Source organism: Geothrix sp. 21YS21S-2 (assembly GCF_030846775.1).
GTDB lineage: Bacteria > Acidobacteriota > Holophagae > Holophagales > Holophagaceae > Mesoterricola.
Genome location: NZ_CP132910.1, coordinates 383051 through 406369, shown reverse-complemented (window position 1 = coordinate 406369; position 23319 = coordinate 383051). Strand labels below are relative to the sequence as shown.

20 protein-coding genes are annotated in these 23319 nt (G+C 68.7%); 5 read left to right on the top strand and 15 right to left on the bottom strand.

Features of this window, described 5'->3' with window-relative positions; all coding sequences use genetic code 11:
- Positions 1-60: 60 nt before the first annotated feature.
- The gene (locus RAH40_RS01855; protein ID WP_306600352.1) at positions 61-942 is read right to left on the bottom strand and encodes an alpha/beta fold hydrolase; all 882 of its coding nucleotides are present in this window, start codon (positions 940-942) and stop codon (positions 61-63) included.
- Positions 943-1288: 346 nt separating this feature from the next.
- On the opposite strand from RAH40_RS01855, the gene RAH40_RS01850 reads away from it, so the two are divergent.
- Positions 1289-1702 carry a hypothetical protein gene (locus RAH40_RS01850; RefSeq protein ID WP_306600351.1) on the top strand — a complete coding sequence of 138 codons (414 nt, stop codon included), beginning with the start codon at positions 1289-1291 and terminating at the stop codon, positions 1700-1702.
- A 147-nt stretch (positions 1703-1849) separates the two neighbouring features.
- Positions 1850-1999, top strand: coding sequence for a lmo0937 family membrane protein (locus tag RAH40_RS01845; protein ID WP_306600350.1), 150 nt, complete (start codon positions 1850-1852; stop codon positions 1997-1999).
- Positions 2000-2177: 178 nt separating this feature from the next.
- Here the strand turns inward: RAH40_RS01845 and RAH40_RS01840 are convergent, their stop codons facing one another.
- The 6 genes from RAH40_RS01840 to RAH40_RS01815 all read right to left on the bottom strand — a co-directional run bounded on the left by RAH40_RS01840 (position 2178) and on the right by RAH40_RS01815 (position 10456).
- Positions 2178-4190 carry a hypothetical protein gene (locus RAH40_RS01840; protein WP_306600349.1) on the bottom strand — a complete coding sequence of 671 codons (2013 nt, stop codon included), beginning with the start codon at positions 4188-4190 and terminating at the stop codon, positions 2178-2180.
- Between the two features lie 216 nt (positions 4191-4406).
- Complete coding sequence (locus RAH40_RS01835) at positions 4407-5333, bottom strand: hypothetical protein (RefSeq protein ID WP_306600348.1); 927 nt, start codon at positions 5331-5333, stop codon at positions 4407-4409.
- Between the two features lie 74 nt (positions 5334-5407).
- Positions 5408-6856, bottom strand: coding sequence for an OmpA family protein (locus tag RAH40_RS01830; RefSeq protein ID WP_306600347.1), 1449 nt, complete (start codon positions 6854-6856; stop codon positions 5408-5410).
- Positions 6857-6886: 30 nt separating this feature from the next.
- Positions 6887-7165, bottom strand: coding sequence for a hypothetical protein (locus RAH40_RS01825; RefSeq protein WP_306600346.1), 279 nt, complete (start codon positions 7163-7165; stop codon positions 6887-6889).
- 42 nt (positions 7166-7207) lie between these two features.
- Positions 7208-8668, bottom strand: a complete 1461-nt coding sequence (locus tag RAH40_RS01820) for an OmpA family protein (protein ID WP_306600345.1) — start codon at positions 8666-8668, stop codon at positions 7208-7210.
- A 21-nt stretch (positions 8669-8689) separates the two neighbouring features.
- Positions 8690-10456, bottom strand: coding sequence for an Ig-like domain-containing protein (locus tag RAH40_RS01815; protein WP_306600344.1), 1767 nt, complete (start codon positions 10454-10456; stop codon positions 8690-8692).
- Between the two features lie 436 nt (positions 10457-10892).
- On the opposite strand from RAH40_RS01815, the gene RAH40_RS01810 reads away from it, so the two are divergent.
- On the top strand, positions 10893-12350 hold the full coding sequence (locus RAH40_RS01810; protein ID WP_306600343.1) for a glycoside hydrolase family 130 protein: 1458 nt from the start codon (positions 10893-10895) through the stop codon (positions 12348-12350).
- Between the two features lie 183 nt (positions 12351-12533).
- Here RAH40_RS01810 and RAH40_RS01805 read toward each other — a convergent pair whose 3' ends face one another.
- The 5 genes from RAH40_RS01805 to RAH40_RS01785 all read right to left on the bottom strand — a co-directional run bounded on the left by RAH40_RS01805 (position 12534) and on the right by RAH40_RS01785 (position 17043).
- Positions 12534-13658: a glycoside hydrolase 100 family protein gene (locus RAH40_RS01805; protein WP_306600342.1), complete on the bottom strand. Its 1125-nt coding sequence runs from the start codon at positions 13656-13658 to the stop codon at positions 12534-12536.
- 3 nt (positions 13659-13661) lie between these two features.
- A complete protein-coding gene (locus tag RAH40_RS01800) occupies positions 13662-14795 on the bottom strand; it encodes a glycosyltransferase family 4 protein (protein ID WP_306600341.1) in 1134 nt (377 codons plus the stop codon).
- Positions 14792-15433 carry a PIG-L deacetylase family protein gene (locus tag RAH40_RS01795; protein ID WP_306600340.1) on the bottom strand — a complete coding sequence of 214 codons (642 nt, stop codon included), beginning with the start codon at positions 15431-15433 and terminating at the stop codon, positions 14792-14794. The genes RAH40_RS01800 and RAH40_RS01795 overlap by 4 nt, the downstream gene beginning before the upstream one ends.
- Positions 15430-15774 carry a hypothetical protein gene (locus RAH40_RS01790; protein WP_306600339.1) on the bottom strand — a complete coding sequence of 115 codons (345 nt, stop codon included), beginning with the start codon at positions 15772-15774 and terminating at the stop codon, positions 15430-15432. Before RAH40_RS01790 ends, RAH40_RS01795 begins: the two co-directional genes overlap by 4 nt.
- 249 nt (positions 15775-16023) lie before the next feature.
- Positions 16024-17043: a sensor histidine kinase gene (locus RAH40_RS01785; protein ID WP_306600338.1), complete on the bottom strand. Its 1020-nt coding sequence runs from the start codon at positions 17041-17043 to the stop codon at positions 16024-16026.
- A gap of 321 nt (positions 17044-17364) precedes the next feature.
- Between RAH40_RS01785 and RAH40_RS01780 the strand changes: the two genes are divergently transcribed.
- The gene (locus RAH40_RS01780; RefSeq protein ID WP_306600337.1) at positions 17365-18156 is read left to right on the top strand and encodes a PRC-barrel domain-containing protein; all 792 of its coding nucleotides are present in this window, start codon (positions 17365-17367) and stop codon (positions 18154-18156) included.
- The gene (locus RAH40_RS01775; protein ID WP_306600336.1) at positions 18153-18392 is read left to right on the top strand and encodes a VIT1/CCC1 transporter family protein; all 240 of its coding nucleotides are present in this window, start codon (positions 18153-18155) and stop codon (positions 18390-18392) included. Before RAH40_RS01780 ends, RAH40_RS01775 begins: the two co-directional genes overlap by 4 nt.
- A gap of 168 nt (positions 18393-18560) precedes the next feature.
- On the opposite strand, the gene RAH40_RS01770 is transcribed toward RAH40_RS01775, so the two are convergent.
- The 3 genes from RAH40_RS01770 to RAH40_RS01760 form a co-directional block, all read right to left on the bottom strand.
- Positions 18561-20921 (bottom strand): phosphoketolase, encoded by a 2361-nt coding sequence (locus RAH40_RS01770; RefSeq protein WP_306600335.1) that lies wholly within the window; start codon positions 20919-20921, stop codon positions 18561-18563.
- A 383-nt stretch (positions 20922-21304) separates the two neighbouring features.
- Positions 21305-21457, bottom strand: a complete 153-nt coding sequence (locus tag RAH40_RS01765) for a DUF3309 family protein (RefSeq protein ID WP_306600334.1) — start codon at positions 21455-21457, stop codon at positions 21305-21307.
- A 39-nt stretch (positions 21458-21496) separates the two neighbouring features.
- Positions 21497-23122, bottom strand: coding sequence for a hypothetical protein (locus RAH40_RS01760; RefSeq protein ID WP_306600333.1), 1626 nt, complete (start codon positions 23120-23122; stop codon positions 21497-21499).
- Positions 23123-23319: the final 197 nt, after the last annotated feature.

Genomic DNA, 23319 nt, shown 5'->3' with positions numbered 1-23319 from the left:
GATTGGAGTACCCGTCATTCATCCTGATCGATTCGTCCCACCCCCCGCCTGCCACCGGGTTCAGCGCTGGGAGATCCCCTCCATGCCCGACACGTAGCTGAACCGGTTCGAGGAAGAGGCGTGCTTACGCACGAAGGCGAGGAGATCCTCATCGAGCCGGTCCGCCATCGTGTCGGCCAGGCCGTGGGAGCCGCCCCGGTAGATCACCAGCACCGCGTTCCGAACCAGCCGTGCGGCCGCCTGGGACGCGGCCTCCAGGGGCACGATCTGGTCATCGTCCCCGTGGATGATCAGGGCCGGCACATCGATCTTCCGGAGGTCGTCCGTGAAGTCCGTTTCGGAAAAGGCCCGAATGCATTCGAGCTGGTTGAGGAGCCCTCCCCGCATGCCCTGCGCCCAGAAGGCGTCCCGCACGCCCTGGCTCACCTGGGCGCCCGGCCTGTTTGCGCCGAAGAACGTCTCCGTGAGGTTCCGGTAGAACTGGGAGCGGTCGGCGAGGACGCCAGCGCGAATCCCGTCGAAGACCTCCATGGGCAGGCCGCCGGGATGGGCCTCGGTCCGGAGCATCAGGGGCGGCACCGCGCCCACCAGGACCACCCCGGCGAGCCGGTGGGTGCCGTGGCGGCCCACGTACCGGGCCACCTCGCCTCCGCCCGCGGAATGGCCCACCAGCGTGACCTGATCCAGGTCGAGCGCCGAGAGGAGCTGGGACAGGTCGTCCGCATAGGTGTCCATGTCGTTGCCCGTGGCGGGCTGGCTCGAACGGCCGTGGCCTCGCCTGTCGTGGGCGATGCAGCGGCACCCGTGGGACGCCAGGTGGACCATCTGCCGTTCCCAGGCGTCCCCGCTGAGGGGCCAGCCGTGGCTGAAAACGACGGGGCTGCCGGAGCCCCAGTCCTTGTAGTAGATCTCCGTACCGTCCTTGACCTTGAGCATGCCCATGGTACCCACTCCTCGATGCCGCCCGCCCCGGGGATCGGGGCGGCAGGCCCAGGAGGCAGCAATTCCCGTTCCGGCCCGGCCCCGGGGCGGGACGGGAGGCGGGCTCTCCTCCAGCGGGGCGGAACCTTCCGTCCCTGCGCCGAAAGGCCGGTGTGGGGCACGGGTTCATCGATTTGATGGTCGTGTCTTCAAATTGATGAGACTACCGGGAACCCTTTCCGTCAGCCGCACCTCATCCAGACCACTTACGGTATGGCACATCGCATGCATTGACGGCCTATCCTCCAGCGCGGGATGCGGCCGAGTCCGTCCCCACACCTGGGCCCAACCTTCAGCGGGTGAACCCATGCATATCCTGTTGGCCGAAAACCAGGCTCTGAAAGGATCCGCGGTACAGTCCCTGCTCGCCCTGGCGGGCCACCTCGTCACCCGGGCCGACTCCCCCGCCCACGCGCTGACCATCCTGGATTTGGGCGCCTTCCCGATGGTGATCATCCACGGCCGGGAAGCGGACTGGGATGGGCTGGAGTTCTGCCACGAGATCAAGGCCCGGCAGCGGGACCATTACATCTACACCCTCGTCCTGGCCGAGCCCGGCCAGGAGGCCGACGGAATTGGGGTCGACGACCTCCTCGACAGCCCCTTCGACGGGCGGACCTTCCTGGCCAGCCTCGCGCTGGCCGAACGCTGGCTCAACAAGCACGGCGCCCCGCTCTTCCCGGGCCTCCCGTTCTCGGACATCGGCCACGTCTGCGCCTGAGAAGACCCGCTTGGACACGCGCCCGCTCCCGTTTCTCCGGAACCGCTCAAGCCGTTACAGATGAGCCTCTTACCTAACTGGACCGGCAATTGCCCTCTCCACGACGCGAGGAGGCCGTTCCACCCCTCCCAAGGAAAAGGAAACCCCATGCTCTGGACCCTCGCAGTCGTTCTCATCGTGCTCTGGGCCCTGGGCCTGGTCAGTTCCATCGCCCTGGGCGGATTCATCCACCTGCTCCTCGTGGTGGCGGTCATCGTCATCCTCATCCGCGTCATCTCCGGACGTCGCGTCGGCTAGATGCCGCTCCTCCTGTTGGCAGGTTTCGTGGTGACCCGATCGGTCCTCCTGCAGGCGATGTTCCTGCTCATGACCCTGGGCGGCCTGGGTTTCATCTACCTCACCCGGGAGAAGAAATAGAGCCTGGCCCGGCAGTGCCGGCCGGGAGCGGGGGCCTTCCATGGGATGGGGCAGCCCCTCAGGGCGTCTGCTCATGCCAGTCCACGGCCGGCGAGCTCTGGAGGAGGATGTGCAGGCGGCCGCCGGAATCGAAGCCCGTGCGCAGGAGGGAACGGTAGGCTGCGGTGGAAGGCAGGGATCCCCCGGTCCAGCCCTGGGGGGTCCTCACGTACACCAGGGGACCGCGCTCGGAGGTGGCCGCGATGGCGAGGCGGGATCCGTCCGGAGTGATGGCCGCGTCGAACGTTTCGAAACTGTCGAAGGCGTCGACCAGGACGGAGGGCTGCCAGACGCCGGCCACCTTGGCTTTGGCCCGGAGCTGGAGGTAGCCCGGCGCGCCGTACGTCACGCTTTCAAAGATGAACCAGGCGTTGTCCGGATCCAGCCAGAGGCATTTGCCTGAGCTGAGGTTGGAAGTGAAGTTCGCATCCGTGACGGCCAGGGAGGTCCATGTTCCATCATTCGACCGGACCATTTCCAGGAGGCTGTCGTATTGGGGGAGCATGACGTGGGGCCGGCCGGCGGGGTCGAGGCCGAACATGGGGGCGTCCCAGCCGCTGACCCCCGCCAGGCTGGCGCCGATGGACTCGGAGGTCCAGGTCCCACCCTCCCGGGTAAAGTAGCGGAGGCTCGCCCAGTTCATGGAACCGGTCCCCCCCGAGGCCACGACCTTCGGAGTGCCTGCGGGATCGATGCAGATGAGGGGGAAGTAGCCGAACCCGGAACCGTCGTACGCGGTGATCTTTTCCGAGGACCATCCCTGGCCGTCGAACCAGGCGTGGACGAGGGCGGCCGGGAGGGCCGCTGCGGTCTTCGAGGAGCCATGGACCATGTGGGGAATCCCCTGGACGTCCGCGGCCAGGAAGCCGTTGCCCACGAGCGCCGCAGAGGTGATCGTCCAGGGATTCCAGGCTGCCCCGGGCGGCGGGAAGACGGAGAAGAAACCGTACCCGGACTGGCCGGCGATCCAGGTTCCCGAGGGCGTCAGGACGGCCGCATTGGCGAGGTCGGGCACGGTCGTCAGGGGCGTGCTCTGGAGCACCGGCGCGCCCGGCGGGTCCAGGGGGTAGCCGCCCACGGAGCCGCCCAGGGTGATCCGGGAGCCTTGGGAGACCCGGATGCTGTACGTATAGTGCCCCGGGCGCAGGTTCCCGTCGCGGTACGCGGTGGCCGTCGGGGCCAGGGTGGCCAGCACGTCGGTGCCTGCCGCCGCGACGGGGCTGCGCGTGATCTGGATGGCGGTGGCGGTGGTGCTGTGGTTCGTCCAGGTGAGGTTGAGGGCGCCCAGTTCCGGGACGCAGGCAAGCCCCGTGGGAGCGAAGGGCCCCACGGACTGGATCCAGCTCAGCTGGGGCTCACTGGACACAACGCCGCAGGTGTTGGTCCCACGGTAGCGGTAGTTCACGGACTCCTGCACCTGGGTGTCGGTCCAGGTGCCGCTGGCGGCGGGAAGCTCGGCGAGGCGGGTCCAGGCGCCGATGGCTTCGCCATTGGCGTCCACCGTGGCGCGTTCCAGGATGATGCCGGTGGCCATGTAGGAGGACTGGCCCAGGGTGACCGCGATCTCCAGCTTGTCGGGCGAGGCCGTCGCGAAGACGTACGACAGGGGATTCAGGGGTGTCGTGAAGGAGGCCGTGTTCGAGTAGCCGCCGTACGTCGTGCCCGCAAAGGACCGCATCCGGAAGGTGAAGGTGTCGAGTTCCCGGGGAACGGTCGAGGTCGTGAGGAGGGCCGACGTGTAGGCGGCGGGAATGAGGGTGGTGTTGAGCTTCGTGAAGGCCTGGCCCTGGAGGCACCCCTCCAGGTCGTAGCCGTCCACCGTGGCGGCCGGGGGCGTCCAGGACACCGTCACCTGGTAGTTCGAGGGGGAATAGGCCACCGTCACGTTCGAGGGGGCGGGAACACTCGGAAAGACGGGGTTTGGCGCGGAGGAACCGCCACCGCCGCCGCACGACAGCATGAGCGCCACGATCGCGGCGCCCAGGAACGCCGGGGGGCGGAAGGACAGGTCGGTGGTGGCGTCAGGAATCATGGCAGTCCTCGGATGCGGGTCCAATGGACAGCGCCTGGCCGGACCAGGCGGAGCGAAGGCTGGGGCAGAAGGAATCCCAAAGTATGGCACCAAACGGGAGCACCGGGATGGGCGGGGCCGCCTCCAGGCCCTGATGAACCCCCAATACCTACCGGCCTCCTCCCCGGAATTCATTCAATCCGCATTCGGCGAACTTCGGCACCCGACGATCGGAATTCAGGGATCCCTGGGCTGCCCCATGCTCCCGATGGCTTCGGCAATGAGCACCGCGCTGGCGTCCAGGGCCTTCCGTTCATCCATGGAAAGAGAAGGGATCAGCGTCCGTTCGATCCCGGCCGCGCCCACGATCCTTGGCAGCGAATAGCAGCTTCCGCCCTGGGGGGCGGACACGGTGAGCAGGGTGCGCTCGTCGTCCCTCACGGCCCGCAGGATCTGGGTGATGGCGCCACCGATGCCGTAGCTCGTGCAACCCTTGCCGTCGATGATGCGGGCCGCGGCGTGGCGGACCTCGCCGTCGATGCGGGTCCTGGCCTCGGGCGTCAGGGGGCGGCCCACCTGGTCGGCGAACGCCTCCAGGGGAATCCCCCCGACCGCCACCGAGGACCAGGCCAGCACTTCCGAATCCCCGTGCTCGCCCAGGACGTATCCGTGGACCGACCCGGGCGCGACCCCGAGATGCCGGCCGAGGCTGCAGCGGAACCGGGCGGTGTCCAGCACGGTCCCCGTCCCAAGGACCCTGCCCGCGGCCTTCCCGGAGGCCTTCCAGACCAGGTCGGTGAGCGCGTCCACGGGGTTGGAGACCACCAGCAGGAGGGCGCCGGGGGCCCGCTCCATGATCTGGGGCACGACCAGCCCGAAGATGACCGCGTTGCGGGTGAGGAGCTCCGTGCGGGACTCGCCGGGGCGCTGGCGGACCCCGCAGCAGAGGGCGACGGCCCGCGCCCCCTCGAGCTGGGCATACCCCGCCGCCGCGATTCGCACGGGGCTGGCGAAGGGGGTCGCGTCGGCCAGGTCCTCCGCCTGGGCCCGCGCCAGGGCCTCGTCCGGGTCGATGAGCACCAGCTCGCTCGCGACTCCGCTCATGATCATCGCGTAGGCCGCGCAGCTGCCCACCGATCCGGTTCCCACCACACCCACTTTCATGGTCGACTCCTCGCGAAAGATGAAGGGCGCCGCGTCCCGAAGGACCCGGCGCCCCGCATCGGTGTAGTGGAAGGTTAGGACTTGGCTTCCGCCATGCCAGCCCCGGTGACCACCAGCTCCACGCGCCGGTTCTCCTTGCGGCCGGTATCCGTGGTGTTGGGGGCGATGGGGTCCGCCTCGCCGTACCCCTTGGAGGTGATGGCATCGGGCGCCACGCCCTGGCTCACGAGGTACTCGCGGGTGGTCTGGGCGCGGGCTTCGGAGAGCTTCTGGTTGAAGGCCTCGCCGCCCGTGCTGTCCGTGAAGCCGTCCACTTCGATCCGCAGGCCCTTGTGGGTCGAGAGGATGCCCGCGACCTTGGCCAGCTTCTCCCGGGCTTCGGGAACCAGGGTCGACTTGCCGGTGTGGAAGAGCATCCCCGACATGTTGACGATGAGCCCGCGGGCAGTGGAGCGGGTCTTGAGGACAGCGCTCAGCTGATCCATCAGCCGGGTCCGGAGGCCCTCGTTCTCGCTCGCCATGGCCTCGGCCTGGCGGTTGGAGGCGTCCTTGGCCTGGGCCGCGGCGCTGGCCGCATCCAGGGCGGCGGTGGCGGCGTTGGCGTTGGCCACCTGGGTGGCGCGGTTGGCCTCATCCAGCCGGCCCTGGGCCAGGCTCTTGTCCATGGCGATCCGCTCCTCGTCCTGGCGCGTGGCCGCGATGGCCCGGGCGTCCTCGGCGCGCTGCACGGCTTCCCGGGCGTTAAGGACCCTGCCCTTCCTGCCGCCCTCGTCCGTCTCGGCCAGCTTGAGGTAGGACTCGGCCTTGAGGTAGGCCTCCGGGGCGAAGGCGTTGGCACCGGCGCCCTTGGCAATCTTCACGGCGTTGCGGGCCTGGTAGACCTCGAAGGGCGTCTTGCCGTCCATCTGGACGGGTTCGGCGTTCTGCAGGTTCAACGCGTACTGGCCGCGCTTGAGCAGCTCGTACTTGGCGTCGATGACCTCGACCTGGCCCTTGGTCTCCTTGCCCATGACGTTCTCCATGATCACGGCGTCGCTGGGCCGGGTCACGGCGAAGTAGGGCTCGGCGGTCACGATCAGCCCGAAGGACTGCATGGGTTCCGTGGCCTTGACCTTGGCTTTGCCCTTCTTGACGACCAGTTCGCCCAGGTTGGTGGGCCGGCCTTCGGGGGAGATGCCCCAGAGCACGTAGGTGAGGTACTCGCCGCCGAACCCGGAGGCCGTGGGCAGGTTCTTGACCTTGAGGGTGACCTGGAGGCCGCCGTCCTCGTGCTTGACCTTGGCCTCGCCCTCGGCCATGGGGGCCAGGGCGGTGCCCTTGAGTTCCACTTCTGTGGAGCCCTTGAGTTTGCTGTAGTTGATGGCCTTGGCCGAGCCCTGGACGATGGAGATGCGGTAGAGGGGCTGGGCGGTGGAGGGCGTTTCGGCCCCGGGCCGCTGGGCCGGGGTGGAGAGGATCACGGGGGTCTGGGCCTGCATGATCAGGACCGCCGTGGCGAAGGGGACTGTCTTCCAGAGATTCATTGGGTTGCCTTTCTTGGCAGGTGGGCGGGTTCAGCCGCGCAGGTCGGTGGCGGCATCCGAGAAGCCGCGCTTGATGTCGTTGCTGGCGAGGGCGGTGCGTTCCCGGGTCGTGTCCCAGGCGTCGCTGGCGCCCTGGGCGAGGGCGGTGGCCTTGGCCTGGGCCATCTCGGCGAGCGTCTTGAGCTCGGCGAGGCGCTCGGGGCCGGTCTTGCGGGTGGTGAGGGCCACGACGGCGGCGCCGATGGCGGCGCCCCCGAGGAAGGCCAGCAGGATGCCGGCGTAGCCGGTGGCGGTGGATTCGTTGGTCATGATGCGCTCCTTGGGTGGTTGGGTGGAGGGTTGCTGCATCCCCTATTTGGGGTAATTGAAGATGATGTTGACCCTGCGGTTCTCCTGCTGGCCCGCGAAGGTGGAGTTGTAGGCGTAGCGGCGTTCGTCGCTGAAGCCTTCGGCGGTGAGGCGGTCCCGGGCGATGCCGAATTGGGTGGAGAGGCGATCCACGACGTTCAGGGCCCTGAGCTTGGAGAGCTCGGCCATGCGGGCGGAGTCGCCCTTGAGGTTGGCGGTGTGCCCCTCGACGGTGGCGGTCACGCGGGGGTTGGCCTTGAGGAACGTGGCCACCTTGAGCAGCTCGCTGTCGTATTCGGGCCGCACCTCGGCGCGATCCTCGTCGAACTCCATGACCATGGCCATGGTGATGCGGGCCGGAACCACCGTGAGGCCCTCGATGTCCGTGGCGCAGACGATGACGGCGTCGATGCGCCGGTTCTGGCGCTTGCCCTCCTCGGTGTCGTTGCTCGCGAGGGGGTTCGCCTCGCCGAGGCCCACGGCCGTGAGCCGGGCCGGCGCGATGTGCAGGGAGTCCACCAGGTAGGCGACCACCGCGTCCGCCCTGCCCTTGCTCAGCTTCAGGTTGTGCTCGGAGGTGCCCACGTTGTCGGTGTGGCCTTCGATCACGGCCGTGGTGGCCGGATACGTGGTCATGAACCTGCCCACGACCGCCAGCTTCTCCTTGTCCTCGCGCAGGATGTCATCGCTGTCGATGTCGAACTGGAGATCCAGGAGGCTGCAGTACACCTGCGTGCGGACGGGAGGGGGCGGCGGCGGAGCCGGAGCCGGCACCGCCGCGGGGACTTCGGCCCTGGGGGGGACGTAGGCGGGCGCGGGAACGGCCGCATGGCGTCCGAACCGGACCAGCAGGCCCAGGGAGGCCAGGTCCAGGTCGCCCTTGGTGCCGACGGGATCCGAGATTCGATAGCGTTCCAATTCGGCCCGCAGGCTGACGCTCCGGGTGAAATCGTACTGGAGTCCGCCGCCGAACGTATAGTTCGCCCGGTCCTTGCCCAGCCGGGGGCGGGTGATGGCCACGGCGCCGGTGCCGTCGAAGGAATCCTTCACCGAAGCGTAGTTCACGCCGAGGCGGCCGAAGGCGGAGAATTTGTCCGTGAAGGGCAGGCTGACCACGCCGTCGAGGCTGGCGCCCTGGGCCTTGAGGCGCCCGTCCAGGGTGCCCGGGGGCAGGGTGTCCGCGCGGAAATCGAATTTCCCGAGGTTGAAGTAGCCGCCCTCCAGGGCGAAGTAACGGTTGAACGCGTACCCTGCGAAGACCTTGTAGCCCAGGTCGCGCTCGTGCTCACGGAAGCCGGTGGTGGTGAAGCCGGCCCCCAGGAGGCTGGACGTGATCTGCCCGTTGTCGATCCGGGAACGGGCCTGGCCGACATTGGCCCCCAGGTACCAGCCGGGATCCTGGGCGGCCGCGAAGGAACCCCCCGCGAGAGCCAGCGCCAGTAGGCCGAGACATTGCGATTTCATGTATTGCTCCTTGGTTGGGAATTACCGGGTTGGCACGTTAATGGTGTTGGCATCAAGGGCGATGGTTCCTGCCGTGGCGGCGCCCGCGAGGATCCGCCCGTGGACCGTGGCCCCGGTGGCGCCGGTGACATTGCGTCCGGCGAGGATGGTGCCGTAGAAGACGGTGTTCACGCCGACGGTGGCGTCCAGGGCGGGCACCCAGAAGATGTTGGCGGCCCGCGCCCCGTTGGCCAGGATCATGCTCGCGCCCGACGTCATCGAGGAGCCGATCTGGAAGATCCAGACGGCGTTCACATTGCCGCCGCCATCCAGGGTGAGCGGGGTGGAGACGAGCAGGGTGCTGCCGGTGGTGTAGGTGCCCGGGGGGATGCCCAGGGGGTAGGCCGCGCCCAGGTCGGCGCCGGCGGCCACCGTGGTGCCGGGCGGCAGCGCCCTGGCGCTGGTGAAGGCGGCCAGGAGGCCGGCACGGGCCTGGGCGGCCACGGCGTCGTCCACGTGGAGCGTGCCGTTGATGGTGCCCGGCGGGAACCCGGTGATGGAGGTGCCCGGATCCAGGGACACGTCCCCGTTGATGGTGGTCGCGCCCGTGCTGGCGATGGCTGAAGTGGCCATGATCCCGAAGGACCCGGCGGCGCCCAGGGCCACGCCCGCGGGGGCCGTCAGGGCCGTCCCGGTGGTGAAGGACCAGGGGTCGGGCAAGGTGCCCGCGGCCAGCGCGTTGCCGGAGAGGTCCCGGGCGCCGGCGACGGAGGCGGTGTAGGTGGTGCCCGGGAGCAGGTTCACGCTGGGCGTGAAGGCCGCCGTGCGCGTGGGGGCGTCATAATCCAGGGATCCGGGCAGCGGAGCGCCGCCGGCGGGCTGCAGCGTCATCAGCAGGCCGGAGACGTCCATGGCCTCGCTGAACTGTGCGGTCACGGCCGTGCCCAGGGCGACGGAGCCCGCCCGGTCCGCCGGGAATTCCAGGATGAGCGTGGGCGCCACGGCATCGAAGGCCGAGGCGGTGGTGAAGGACCACACGTAGTCGCTCGACGCCGGCAGGGCGGCCGTGTTGCCGGCCAGGTGCAGGCCCGCCAGGTTGGTGGAGGCGGCGCTGACGGTCGCGGTGTAGGTCGTGGCGGGCAGGAGGGGCGCAGACGGGGCGAAGGTCACGGTGCGGGTGGCCACGGAGTAGCTCACCAAACCCGCCGTGGCGGCGCCCGCGGCCGTGACGGTGAAGGCCGCCGCGGGCAGGGTGGCGGGGTCCATGTCCTGGGTGAAGGCCGCGTTCACGGAGACGGTGCCGGCGGGCGCCGAGGACGCGGGGAGGGTGGAGGCGACCCTGGGCAGGGTCACGGACAGGTAGGGTCCCGTGTCGAAGGTTCCCGACCAGGGGGAGGGCATCGCCAGGCCCGTGGCGGCGCTGCGCACGCCGGCGACGGTGGCCGTGTAGGTGGCATTCGGCGCGAAGGACGCCGCGGCGGCCAGGGTGAAGGTCGCCAGGCGCCCCGTGGCGTCCAGCGCCACCGTCCCGGCGGGGTTCAGGCCCGGCGCGGCCACGGTGAAGGTGGCGCCGCCGGTGAAGGGGCCGATGGGCTGGTTGAACTGGAGGGTGATCATCCGGAGGTTGGCGGGGACGCCCGTGGACCCGCTGGCAGGGGCCATGGCCGTGACCATGGGGAGCATCGCGGCCACGCCGGGGCCGCCCAGGATGGCGTCCCGGTTTCCGGAACCGCACCCCAGGGCGACCAGGATCAGCAGCAGGGCCGTGGCCCCGGCGAGGGGGAGGAAGTAGGGATTCGACTTGGACAAGGGTTCACCTGGGCAAGGGTCTGGAACGACCGCGGCACCCGGGCGCCGGATTCGGCACCGGCAGGGCTCCATGGCCTGGAGAAAGGGTTCGGAAGGCTCGTCCACCGAGCGTGGAATGCCTCGACCCCTCCTACGTGCAGTTCCTGTGCCACTATCTAACTAGGTGCATAACCTTGCATTTGGGAATACATGGTCCAACCACCCCGCGGCCCTTCCCAGTCAGGATGATGGAGTGCCTCCTCCAAATCGAGGGAAACGGCGCAGGACCCGCCGGCGGACGAATTCGATGGCGCCCGCTCGCGCATGACTGTAGGTTGAACCGGAAGAAGGGCAGCGCCAGCACAACCCGAGTGGCACCTCCGCCAAGGGTTGCAGCATCCACTGGGGCCTCCGTCCCGCGCCCTTCTTCCGAGCGGCCCGCCGCAGATCGGTTTCCATGCCAGCCATCTCCATCCGGAACCACAAGGTGACCTACCTTCCGCGGAGCGCCCGCGTGATCCTGAGGCCCTTCATCCCGTCCAGCTTCCTGCGCATCACGACCATCATCGGACGGGCCCTCGCCCTGGGCGAGGAGGAGGCCTGCGGCATCCTCGAGGCCATCCTCGTGGACTTCGAGAAGCGGCATTTCGGCATCGAGGCGAACCTGCTCGCCAACTACCGCAAGGTGCTGCCCCACGTCTTCACGGACCTGCCCCTGTCCCGGGAGCGCCAGCTGCTCATCGGGGCCCTCTTCTCGGGCGAGTACGCGCTGGAGTCCGCCGCCCTCTTCAATCCCTCCATGGTCCCCCACCCCGACCAGGGCGGCCTCCCCGAGGGGGCCCTGCGGTTCATCCTGAGCCTTCGGGCCACCGGCGAAGGCCATGTTTCCTCCATCGAGTTCCGGAGCGGGGTCATCGGCCCCGGCGGGGGGATCAAGGCCGATCCCCTCTCCCGCCTGGTGAGCCAGCCCGAGATCGAGCCCAACCCCGGCTACCGGAAGTCCCCGTTCATGATGAAGCTCCATGAGATGGGCTTCGAGAACCGGCACTCCGCCGCCGTCCTGGAGACGCTGGGAGAGGGCTTCGACCGCGAGGAGCTCAACCGGAGCCTCACGCGCATCCGGCGGGAATCGCGGCCCGTGCCGGCCGATCTCGAGAGCACGCTCAAGTGCATCCAGTGGCTGGCGGATTCCAACTACGAGCTGCGGTTCCAGCCCGAGCTGGCCCTGTGCGAGCGCGTCATCTTCCCGGTGTCGGCCAACGAGAGCAACGGCATCGAGGACGCGCGGTTCGTGCGCCTGGTGGAGGACGACGGGTCGGTGATGTACTACGCCACCTACACGGCCTACAACGGCCACGCCATCCTGCCCCAGCTCATCGAGACCCAGGACTTCCTCCACTTCCGGGTGCTCACCCTCAACGGCACCGCCGTGCAGAACAAGGGCATGGCCTTCTTCCCCCGGCGCATCGGCGGCAACTACGCGATGCTGAGCCGGCAGGACGACGAGAACCTCTTCATCATGTTCTCGGACAATCCGCACTACTGGGCCGACGCCAAGCTGCTCCTGCGGCCGGCGGAACTGTGGGAATCCGTGAAGATCGGCAATTGCGGGTCGCCCATCGAGACGGAGGCCGGGTGGCTGGTGATCACCCACGGCGTGGGGCCGATGCGCACGTACTGCATCGGCGCGGTCCTGCTGGACCTCGAGGATCCCACGAAGGTCATCGGCCGATTGCGCGAGCCTCTGCTGACGCCCCAGGGCCTGGGGCGCGAGGGCTACGTTCCCAACGTGGTCTACAGCTGCGGGTCGCTGGTGCACGGGCGGGACCTGATCCTGCCCTACGCCATGAGCGACCGGATCGCCACCATCGCCAGCGTCTCGCTGGACGAGCTGCTGGCGGCGCTGAAGCGATAGGAAACCCGCCGGGTTCGGGGAGACCCTGCTCTGCTTTTCCCGGCGATCCTCGGCTCCTCGGCCACCTCGGCGATAAATTCATTTCCTGCCTCTGCCGCGCATCCAGTCAATGCGCCGCAAGATATAAGAAAAAAGGTATCGCCGAGGTGGCCGAGGAGCCGAGGATCGCCGAGAAAGGATGAATCAGAAAAGCATTGCGGTTCCGCTCTCCACGCAGGCGGCGGCGTAGAGGTACATGGATGCGGACCAGGTCTGCCAGTCCTCCCCCGACGGGGCGCCGTCCTGGGCGCGGAACCACTCGTTGAAGCCGTAGGCGCCCTTGGGCAGGGGATGGACGTTCCGGGCCACCTGCACCAGGGCGGTGAGCGCGGCCAGCCTGCGCACGGCCAATTCCTGCTCCCCGGCGGCCACCAGGGCGGCGATGTAGAAGCCGCACACGAAGGGCCAGACGCCGCCGTTGTGGTAGTGGCCGGGCAGGTTGAAGGCCTCGTAGCGGGGGTGCCAGTCGGGATCCGAGGGCTCCACGAAGGGGAAGAAGCAGGGGGGCAGCTCCAGGGCCAGGTCCCCGGCGGCGCGCAGGGATTCGCAGTGGGCCTCGATCCAGGCCACCATCTCCCGGGCCCGGGCGCGGTCGGCCATGCCCGTGAGGATGGCGAGGCTGTTGCCGAGGAGGTCGCAGCGCTTGTCGCGGAGCACCTTGTAGTACCAGACGGCGTAGGTGGGCTGGCCGGGGGTGGTGAAGCCCCCGCCCCCCTCCTCGTTGGCCGCCCGGCCCAACGCCTCGGCCCGGCCGTCCAGGCCCAGGAGCCTGAGGTAGCCGTGCACCAGGGTGTTCACGAAGAGGCCATGTCCGAGGACCCAGTGCTCGTCGCGCCAGTCGCTGGTGGGCTGCTGGCCGATGAGTTCCCGGTCGTCGGTGGTCTGGTAGTCCATCCAGGTGAGGGCCCGGGCGCCGGCCTCCTCCAGGAAGCCGGGGTCCCCGGTGGCCTTGCGGAACATGGCCAGCACCAGGAGGAAGAGCGGGGTGGTGTCGCTCGCCCCGCGGTTCTCCGCATCGTGCACCAGCGACGGCATCTGGCCCCGCGGACTCTGGTTCCGGGCGAGGGTCTGCAGCACCCGGCGCAGGGCCTGGACCAGTTCGGCGTTGCCGGAGACGAGGCTGCCCAGGCCGGCGATGAGGAGGTCCCGGGTGTAGGGCTCAGGGTAGCCCCAGCCCGCGGTCCGGGGCAGTCCGAGGTAGGGGCCGGAGGCGTTGTGGAGCAGGACGGCCAGCGCGGCGGCGCGGGCGGCTTCGGTGGCAGGGTCCATGGTTCACCTTCCTTGGGAAAGAATCTCCACCAGGCGTCTGGCCACGGCCCGGTAGTCGAACCGTTCCACAACCCGGCGCCGCCCCGCGGCGCCCATGCGCGCGCGGAGGTCCGGGTCGTTGAGCAGGAGCTTGAGGTACGCGGCGATGTCCGGCGAGCTGGCCCGGTAGTCGACGACCCGCGGCTGGTTGAAGACGACCTTGTGGTCGGGCTCGAAGCCCGATTCGGGGCCCATGACCGTCTCGGTGATGCGGATCTCCCGGGCCACCCGGGCCAGGAAGGCCGTCTCGCCGTGCACCAGGGTGTCCAGCATGGCCATGGCCCGGATCCCGATCACCGGCTTGCCGCAGGCGCCCGACTCCACCTGGGGCATGCCGAAGCCCTCCAGGCGGGACGGGGCCGCGTACACGTCGCAGGCGGCCAGGAGGTAGGGCATGAGGTTGCGCGATACCTGGTGGGTGGGAAAGCTGACCCGGTCCAGGATCCCCAGGTCCTTGGCCAGCTGCCGGTCCAGCTTGTTCTGCACCGTGGTGCGGGGCTGGGGCCACACCTTGCACACGTAGCGCCAGGGGGGCACTTCCCCGCCCAGCATGGCCAGGGCCTCCATCACCTCCCGGCCGCCCTTGGAGGCGGCGTCGCCGCCCACCGTGAGCACCAGGAGGTCGCCTTCCGGAACGCCGAGGGACGCCCGCACCGCGGCCACCTTGGGATCCTCCGCCGGCCTGGGGATGAAGGCGTCCGTGTCGCACCCCACCGGCAGGGTCACGGTGTGGTCCCCGCGGATGCCGTCCCGGATGAAGGTCTCCCGCACCCAGTCGGACGTCACGAGCACCAGGGGCAGGCCGTCCAGCACCTCCCGGAAGTTGGCCACGTAGCCGTCGGCCAGCACCCAGGGCACCGCGCGCATGCCGAAGCGCTGGGGATGGAGGACGATCTTCGGAACGTCGCCCCAGAAGCCCACGCCCACCACGAAGTCGGGCTTGAACCAGCGGTAGTACCACTCCTTTTCCAGATCCGAGTCGAGGTTGCACGCATGGGCCTCCACGCCGATCTCCAGGAGGCCCTTGTAGAGGAGGTCCCCCTGGGTCGCAAGGCCCCCCGGGGAGGGGGGATAACTGTAGAGCACCAGGATTCTCATGGCTGGGGGTCGTCCTCGTTCCTGAAGCAGGTGAAGGCTTCGATGCGCGGCGTGGTCCGGGCTTCCCAGCTGTCGGGGGCGAAGCCGTAGACCTGGGTGATCAGGGCGTACTTCCGCGCCCAGGACGCGGCGTCCAGGGGCAGCAGCAGGTTGGCGTCGGGGCGGGGCTCCGGCAGGCAGGTCCCGCCCTGGTCGGAGTAGGCGAAGTTCCAGAGCCGCGGGGCGGCCAGGGCCCCCTCCCCCAGGAGCGCCCGGACGCCCAGGGCCACCTCCAGGTGGCGCAGGTGCCGGGTGTATTCGCCTTCCGGGTGGTGGGTCAGCAGCAGGTCGAAAGGCCCCGGGGGCGCGAGGTCACGGATGGCCGCCTGGACCCGTTCATCGGCCTGGGGAGCCTGGTCGGGCCCGTCGTCCAGATCGCCCATGGCGCCCTGGGCGCCCAGGTCGTCCAGCGCCAGGCGGAAGCGCGGCGCCCGGTCGGGGTCGGCGCCCCGGCAGAGCGCCAGGATGAACACCGACCACAGGGGCCGGCTCGCCAGGAGCCCGCCCGCCCAGAGCGCCTCGTCGTCGGGGTGCGCCACCACCACCAGCACCCGGGCGGATCCCGGGGGTTCCGGGGCGGCGTCCGGACCCAGCGTCACGCCGTCCCCAGGTGGCCGCCCGGGTGCTGGAACCGTTCCCGGACCTTGGCCATGAACTGGGGATCCGTCATGGCTTCCGCCGGTTCGACGCCGAGGACCTTGTCCTGGAGCCGGGCGCGCTGGAGGTGGGCCCGGAGGTCCTCCTTGGCCTGGCCCGGACCGAAGATCAGGATGGATTCCGCATCCCGGAGCACCTGGATCACCTCGGTGTAGAACCGGGTGAATTGGCCCGGCCGGGCGCCCGGCTTGGCCTGGATCTCGAGTTTCTTCTCCCCGCCGTCGAAGACGATCACGACCAGGGCCTTGAGATTGTCGATCCACACGCCTGCGTTCACGATCATCGGAGTCTCCTCAAGGGCGCGGGGGCTGGTCCCCCGGCGCAGGTTCCGAAGCACGATCTGTTCCGATCGATCAACGCATTGTGTTCCCTGCAGTTCAACGACCGGCACCCGGGACTGATCGATCGAAATGAATCACCGGACGCGTCATTTCGAAGCAACGGTCTCCGGGACCCGAAGGTCATGGGCGCGCTGGCGGGCTGAGGGCCCATTCCGTCGGGGAGGAAATCAGACCCTTCCTTCCTCGGCGAACTAGGACTTCCTTCCGGTCACGTGCGCCGGCCCGGTCATGGCGGGGAGGTACACCTTGACCGAGGTGCCCTGGGCGGGTCCGCTCCGGATCCAGATGCCGCCGCCGTCGCCGTCCAGGAGCCCGTGGACCGCCGCCAGGCCCAGACCGCGCCCGGCGGCCTTGGTCGTGAAGAAGGGCTCGAAGGCGTGGGTGAGGTGGTCGGGCGTCATGCCGTGGCCTGAGTCCACCACCTCCAGCATCACGTAGCGGCCGGGTGCCATGGACAGCACCCAGGTGCCGGGCCCGCCCGCACAGGGGCTGGTCTCCTCGGCGCGGGTGCGGAGGGTGATCTCGCCCGGGACCCCTTCCGGGAAGGCCTCGTAGGCGTTGAGGGCGAGGTTCACGAGGATCTGGTAGGCCTGGGCCGCGTCGCCCTGCCAGTGGGGCAGGTCGTCGGCCAGATCCATCCGGAAGGTCAGATGCTCCGGCAGGCAGGTGGCCAGGGTCTGGCCGAGCTCCCGGACCACGCGATCCAGGTCCACGTCCTCCATCGTTCCCTTGGCCTTGCCCGCGTAGGCGAGCAGCTGGCGGGTCGGCTCCTTGGCCCGCATCGCCGCGGCCTCGATGGTCCCGAAGAACCGGGCCACGGGTGCGTTCCCCTTGGCCAGGAGGCTCCCGGCGCGTGCGCTGCCCAGGATGGCCTCGAGCTGGTTGTCCACGTCGTGGGCCGTCCCTGCGGCCAGCACGCCCAGCGTCGCCAGCTTCCGGGCCCGGTGCAATTGGGTGGCGAGGACCGTCGTGTCCAGTTCCACCCGCTTCAGCCCGGTGGAGCACCTGGCCCGGGAGGCGCGCAGCCGCTCCTGATTGAGGCGGAGCCCGCCGTTCTGGAATTCCAGTTCCAGCTGGCGCACCCGCAACTCATGGATCAGGGTCCGCACTTCGGCGGAGGACAGCGTGGCCAGATCCCGCCGGTCGAGGCTGGGCGGCGACTCAGCTCCAGCGCGCGGGGGCTCCGGGGTTCCCTCGGGCTTCTTGACCATGGCGCACCGCCTCCGTTTCGCTGGCGCACATCGGGCATTGTCCCAGCCCCGCTGTGGTCCGGCCCGGGAACCGTTGCAACTCCCAGGCCACCTGCCCGAGCCACTGATAGCAACCCTGTCGGCCTGAGCGCGCCGAAAGCCCGCCGGTAAGCGGCATCAAAGTGAGGCCCGGCGATGGTCAGAATGATGGGAATAACCCGGACCGGCGGGCCGCCCCAGGCTCTTTCCCTTGAAGGCAGGAGCAGAGGGCCCTGGCCCGGATTGTGCATGTTTGTCGTGGCTTCCGAAGAAACGGCAGCCGTGAGGCGGGAGGTACCACCCATGTTGAGAAGCCTGAAGGACCTTGAAGGTTACGCGGTCGCCGCCACCGACGGCGCCCTCGGGACCGTGGCCAATTTCCTTGTGGAGGACGCGGGCTGGACCTGCCGCTACCTGGTGGTGAGCACCGGCACCTTCTTCGACGAACGCGAGGTCCTCATATCTCCCATGTTCTTCCGGCAGGTCGAGTGGGGCAACCGGACCTTCCACCTCGCCCTTACGCGCAAGCAGATCCGGGAGAGCCCCGGCGCCAACGCGGACCTGCCCGTCTCCCGCCAGCACGAGCGCGACTACTACCGCTATTTCGGCTACCCGAACTACTGGGGCAGCACGGGCGTCTGGGGCACGAACGCCGCCCCGCTGCCCATCCTCACCGACCTTCCGGTGGCGGAGATCCCCCTGGACATCGACACCTTCGACGACGATCCCCACCTGCGCAGCGTCAAGTTCATCCGCGGCTACCACCTCCATGCCACGGACGGGGACGTTGGCCACGTGGACGACTTCATCGTGGACGACGAGACCTGGCAGATCCGCTACCTCGTGGTCAGCACCGGCAGCTGGTTCACCGGCAGGCAGGTCCTCGTCTCGCCGCTCTGGGCCACCCAGGTCAGCTGGGAGGAAAACACGATCGATCTGTGCCTGACCCGCCAGGAGATCAAGGACTGCCCCGAGTGGGACCCCGGCGCTCCCGTCAACCGGTCCTATGAGAAACGGCTCTTCGACTACTACGGACGCCCGGTGTACTGGGATTCCCCCAGCATCCCGGCCGATCCGCGGGACGAGATCCTGTGACGGGCCACCGCCCCCGCACCCAGCCGGAGCGCCATCGAAGCGGCCGCTCCGGCTGGCTGCGCGCCGCCATCCTGGGCTCCGACGACGCCATCGTCTCCACCGCGAGCCTCATGATTCGAGTCTCCGCCTCCCGGGGTGCGATCCTGGTGGCGGGCGTCGCGGGCCTGGGGGCCGGGGCGACGTCCATGCCCGTCACCGCCGGCATCGGACGCCTCATCGGCAGCACCGTAACCTAATTATTTTAATCTTTTCTCGGCGATCCTCGGCTCCTCGGCCCCCTCGGCGATGCATTCTTTCCTCGACCCTGGCGGCGCATGGATTTCAAGCGCCGCAGGGGGAAGAAAACAGAACGCATCGCCGAGGGGGCCAAGGAGCCGAGGGTCGCCGAGAAAGGAAAAGGAACCTTAATCCGCGGTCCAGACCCAGTTCTTGATTTCAGGCATATCCTCCCCGATTTCTTCAATATAAGCCCGATGCTCCACCAGCTTCCCCTGGAGCATCCGCTTCACCTGCAGCCCCTTGTCCCCCGTTCCCGGCAGCCGGTCGATGGCGTCCATCACCAGGTGGTACCGGTCCATGTCGTTCAGCACCGTCATGTCGAAGGGCGTCGTGATCGTGCCTTCCTCCTGGTAGCCACGCACGTGGATGTTCCCGTGGTTCGCGCGCCGGTACGTGAGGCGGTGGATCAGCCAGGGATAGGCGTGGTAGGCGAAGATGACGGGCCGGTCCCGGGTAAACAGCGCGTCGAAGGCGTCGTCGTCCAGGCCGTGGGGATGTTCCGTCCGGGGCTGCAGCTTCATGAGATCCACGACGTTGACGACCCGGACCCGCACCTCGGGCAGGTGCTCGCGCAGGATGGACACGGCCGCCAGGGTCTCCAGGGTCGGCACGTCCCCGCAGCAGGCCATGACGACGTCGGGTTCGGTCTCAGGGCCGCAGCCGGCCCAGGACCAGATGCCGATCCCCTCCGCGCAGTGCCGCACCGCCTCCTCCATGGTCAGCCACTGGGGCGCGGGATGCTTGCCCGCCACCACGACGTTGACGTAGTGGCGGCTGCGCAGGCAGTGGTCCATGACCGACAGCAGGCAGTTGGCGTCGGGGGGCAGATAGACCCGCACGATCTCGGCCTTCTTGTTCATCACGTGGTCGATGAACCCCGGGTCCTGGTGCGAGAAGCCGTTGTGGTCCTGGCGCCACACGTGGGAGGCCAGGAGGTAGTTCAGGGAGGCGATGCGGGGCCGCCAGGGCAGCCGCGCGGCGACCTTCAGCCACTTGGCGTGCTGGTTGAACATGGAATCCACGATATGGATGAAGGCCTCGTAGCAGTTGAACAGCCCGTGGCGACCCGTAAGCAGGTAGCCTTCCAGCCACCCCTCGCACTGGTGTTCGCTGAGCTGCTCCATCACCCGCCCTCTGGTGTCCAGGAATTCATCGTTCGGCTCCACGGCCGCGATCCACTGCCGCTGCGTCGCCTGGAAGACCGCCTCCAGCCCGTTGGACAGCGTCTCGTCCGGGCCGAAGATCCGGAAATTCTTCGCCTCGTCGTTCAGCCCCACCACGTCGCGCAGGAAGGCGCCCAGGACGCGGGTATCCCCGGGCCCGGGCGTTCCGGGCCGCTCCACCGCCAGGGCGTAGGCCCGGAAGTCGGGCATGTCCAGGTCCCGGAGCAGGAGCCCGCCGTTGGCGTGGGGATTGGCGCCCATGCGCCGCTCCCCCCTGGGCGCAAGGGCCTGCAGCTCCGGCAGGAGCCGTCCCTGGGTGTCGAAGAGCTCATCGGGACGGTAGCTTCGCAGCCACCGCTCCAGCATGGCGAGGTGGGCGGGATTGGAGCGCGGGTCGGAAAGCGGCACCTGGTGGGAGCGGAAGGTCCCCTCCACCTGCCGGCCGTCGATGCGGTCCGGCCCGGTCCAGCCCTTGGGGGAGGCGAGCACGATCAGGGGCCACCGGGGGCGCACCATGCGACCGGTGCTCCTCGCCTCCCGCTGGATCCGGGCGATCTCCCCCACGGCCTGGTCCAGGGCCGAGGCCATGGCCTCGTGCATGAGCACGGGGTCGTGCCCTTCCACGTAGAGGGGCGTCCAGCCGCAGCCCCGGAGGAACGGGTCCAGCTCCTCCCGGGTGATGCGGGCGAGGAGGGTGGGGTTGGCGATCTTGTACCCGTTGAGGTGGAGGATCGGCAGCACCGCGCCGTCCGTGGCGGGGTTGAGGAACTTGTTGGAGTGCCAGGCGGTGGCCAGCGGGCCGGTCTCCGCCTCCCCGTCGCCCACGACGCAGGCCACGATCAGGCCGGGGTTGTCGAAGGCCGCGCCGAAGGCATGGCTGAGCGAATAGCCGAGCTCCCCGCCCTCGTGGATGGACCCGGGGCATTCGGGGGAGGCGTGACTGGGGATGCCGCCGGGGAAGGAGAACTGCCGGAAGAGCTTCCGCAGCCCCGCCTCGTCCTGGGTGATCTCCGGGTAGACCTCGCTGTAGGTGCCTTCCAGGTAGGTGCTGCCCACCACGGCCGGGCCGCCGTGGCCCGGTCCCGAGATGTAGATCATGTCCAGGTCGCGCTCGGTGATGACCCGGTTGAGGTGGGTGTATATGAAGTTCTGCCCGGGGGTGGTGCCCCAGTGGCCCAGGAGCATCCGCTTCACGTCCTCGCGCACCAGCGGGCGTCGCAGCAGGGGATTGTCGTACAGGTAGATCTGGCCGACCGACAGATAGTTCGCTGCGCGCCAGTAGGCGTCCATCCGGCGCAGGAGCTCGGGGGAGAGGGTCGTCATGGGGTTCTTCCTTTCTAAATCGCCAGCGCTGCCATGCGATGTGTCCTTCCTCGAGGGGGACGGCGGCGCCTTCCCAGGCCGGGGCCGCCGGGAAATGCTATGACAGGCGTATCCCCTCAGCCACCCCCATCCATCCGAAAGTGCGGATCTGCAAACGGCTGTTGGGCTTTTCCTCGGCGATCCTCGGTCCCCTCCGCGCCTCGGCGTTAGGCTTCTTGCCGGGTGCCTCGGCGCGAGTAATCTTTGCGTAGGCATAACCCAGGAAAAATTTAACGCCGAGGCGCCGAGGAAACCGAGGATCGCCGAGGAAAAGCAAAAAATGCATTAACCCAATTATCATCAGCGTTGGATACCCGGCTGAGGGGATGCTGACAGGCTTCCCCCTAGATCCTGCCCATGAGCAGCAGGATGACGAGGATCAGCACGACGAGCCCGAGGCCGCCGCTGGGATAGAAGCCCCAGGACCTGCTGTGGGGCCAGGTCGGCAGGGCGCCGAGGAGCATGAGGATCAGGATGACGATGAGGATGGTGAACATGGTGGCGCTCCTTGAAAGGTGGGTGGAGAAGGTCCGGCGTCAAAAGCGCACGGTGTTGCCGATGGTGAACTGCACCTTGGACTGGTAGGGTTCCCGGTTCAGCGGCGTGGCCACGCTCAGGAGGATCACGCGTCCCAGCGAGCTCTTGAGGTTGCCCAGGCGCAGGCCGACGCCCACGTCGGTGTAGGTCCGGGTCCAGCCCATCCCGTCCATGCGGCGGATGGAGCCGGTGTCCACGAAGGCGCAGTAGCCCAGGCGCACCAAGCCCCACCAGCGCTGCTCGGTGAGGAGGCGGTAGTCCAGGGACACCACCCACCGGGCGTCGCCCGGGTGGAGGAAATTGGGAAAACCCCTCAAGCCCTGGTCGCCGCCCAGGTAGTACCATCGTTCGGGGTCCAGGCGCCGGCCCGCATCGAAGGTGGCGAGGGTCGCAAATATCTGGTTTTCCGTCACCTTGGTGTAGTGCACAAGGGAGAGGCCGAGCGCGCTGTTCTCCAGCCCGGTGGCGGGCACGCGCCCATCCCAGGAGAAGGTGAACAGGGTGAGGTCGTCGCTGGACGAGGACCAGCCGTTGGCGGCCTGGAGGATGAAGAAGGGAGCCGCCATGGACGACCCCAGGGCGCGGCTGTAGGTGCCCAGCGCAAGGGAGCCGTTCCACGCGAGGCTGTAGTCCTCGGGGGTATCCACGCCCAGCAGGTCCACGAAGGTCTCAAAGGCGTCCTTCTGGGTGGAGAGGGTGAGGGCCGCGCCCCGGAGGCGGCGGTTGACGAGCGTGGGCGCGGGAAGGGTGCCCGGGGGGAGGGCGGCGACGACTTGGCCGTAATGGGTGTCCAACCGATCGACCATCAGGCCGGCCCGCCAGACGCGTTCGCCCGCCTCGTGGAAGGCCGCGGCCCCCGCCCACTGGAGCTCGTCCTGGATGAAGGGGGCCTGGAAGACCTCTTTCGTGCGGTCGTAGAGGTGAAGGGAGGACTTCTTCTGGGACAGGGCCAGGCTGGTGGACCAGGGCGTGTCCAGGGCGAAGAAGGGCCGCTCCAGCTTGATGCTCCGGTTGTGGCCGTCGGAGAGGTACCGGCTCTGCAGGGCCAGGGTCCAGCGGCTGGCGAAGAGCTGGGGGTCCATGTAGGTGATGCCCCAGTCGGTGCGCTCGTGGTCCTTGGCGATGTCGAAGGCCACGCTCTTGCCGTGGCCCAGGAAGTTCTTCTCGTCCACGCCGAAGTTCATGGACCGCTGCCCGCCCACGGAGGAGAAGCCCGCGTTCACCTGGGTCGTCCAGGCGTCCCGCACCCGTACCCGGGCCACGAGGGTGCCGTCCGCCTCCTGGACGGGATCGATGTGGGCGTCCTTCACGAACGGCAGGGCGCGCAGCAGGCGCTCCGTCTCGTAGATGCGCCTTGCGCGCACCCGGTCGCCCTCCTTGAAGAGGAGGACCCTGCGGATGACCGGTTCCTTCGTGGAGGAGTGGAGGCGGTCCGCGACCCGGCCGATCCAGATGTTCTCATCGGGCCGGGCGAGGTCGAAGACGTCGCCCACCTCGATCACGATCTTCTGGATCGTGGCCTGGCGCGCCTCATGGGCGCTCCAGGGCCGCGCCGGCCGGGGAGGCTTGGCCTGGAGGCCGGTGGCCAGGACCACCGCGAGCGCACAGGCACCGAAGGCATTCATGGATCGCCGCTCAGGTCCGGGGCGTGCCGGAGGCGTGCCCGAACGGGACCTTGACCTCGTCCCAGGCCGTGTCCAGGCCGGACTTCACCTGCTCCCAGGTGTCGTCGCCCGAAGTCTTCAGCATGGCGGTTCCTTTCAAAAGGGTTCATGGGGATCCGGCCCCCATCGCAACCAGCAGGATCTGTTCCAACAATTTG

Excerpts from the sequence above, each read along its gene's own strand:
- RAH40_RS01855 (WP_306600352.1), bottom strand. The coding sequence starts at position 942 with ATGGGCATGCTCAAGGTCAAGGACGGTACGGAGATCTACTACAAGGAC.
- RAH40_RS01850 (WP_306600351.1), top strand. The coding sequence starts at position 1,289 with ATGCATATCCTGTTGGCCGAAAACCAGGCTCTGAAAGGATCCGCGGTA.
- RAH40_RS01845 (WP_306600350.1), top strand. The coding sequence starts at position 1,850 with ATGCTCTGGACCCTCGCAGTCGTTCTCATCGTGCTCTGGGCCCTGGGC.
- RAH40_RS01840 (WP_306600349.1), bottom strand. The coding sequence starts at position 4,190 with ATGATTCCTGACGCCACCACCGACCTGTCCTTCCGCCCCCCGGCGTTC.
- RAH40_RS01835 (WP_306600348.1), bottom strand. The coding sequence starts at position 5,333 with ATGAAAGTGGGTGTGGTGGGAACCGGATCGGTGGGCAGCTGCGCGGCC.
- RAH40_RS01830 (WP_306600347.1), bottom strand. The coding sequence starts at position 6,856 with ATGAATCTCTGGAAGACAGTCCCCTTCGCCACGGCGGTCCTGATCATG.
- RAH40_RS01825 (WP_306600346.1), bottom strand. The coding sequence starts at position 7,165 with ATGACCAACGAATCCACCGCCACCGGCTACGCCGGCATCCTGCTGGCC.
- RAH40_RS01820 (WP_306600345.1), bottom strand. The coding sequence starts at position 8,668 with ATGAAATCGCAATGTCTCGGCCTACTGGCGCTGGCTCTCGCGGGGGGT.
- RAH40_RS01810 (WP_306600343.1), top strand. The coding sequence starts at position 10,893 with ATGCCAGCCATCTCCATCCGGAACCACAAGGTGACCTACCTTCCGCGG.
- RAH40_RS01805 (WP_306600342.1), bottom strand. The coding sequence starts at position 13,658 with ATGGACCCTGCCACCGAAGCCGCCCGCGCCGCCGCGCTGGCCGTCCTG.
- RAH40_RS01800 (WP_306600341.1), bottom strand. The coding sequence starts at position 14,795 with ATGAGAATCCTGGTGCTCTACAGTTATCCCCCCTCCCCGGGGGGCCTT.
- RAH40_RS01790 (WP_306600339.1), bottom strand. The coding sequence starts at position 15,774 with ATGATCGTGAACGCAGGCGTGTGGATCGACAATCTCAAGGCCCTGGTC.
- RAH40_RS01785 (WP_306600338.1), bottom strand. The coding sequence starts at position 17,043 with ATGGTCAAGAAGCCCGAGGGAACCCCGGAGCCCCCGCGCGCTGGAGCT.
- RAH40_RS01780 (WP_306600337.1), top strand. The coding sequence starts at position 17,365 with ATGTTGAGAAGCCTGAAGGACCTTGAAGGTTACGCGGTCGCCGCCACC.
- RAH40_RS01770 (WP_306600335.1), bottom strand. The coding sequence starts at position 20,921 with ATGACGACCCTCTCCCCCGAGCTCCTGCGCCGGATGGACGCCTACTGG.
- RAH40_RS01765 (WP_306600334.1), bottom strand. The coding sequence starts at position 21,457 with ATGTTCACCATCCTCATCGTCATCCTGATCCTCATGCTCCTCGGCGCC.
- RAH40_RS01760 (WP_306600333.1), bottom strand. The coding sequence starts at position 23,122 with ATGAATGCCTTCGGTGCCTGTGCGCTCGCGGTGGTCCTGGCCACCGGC.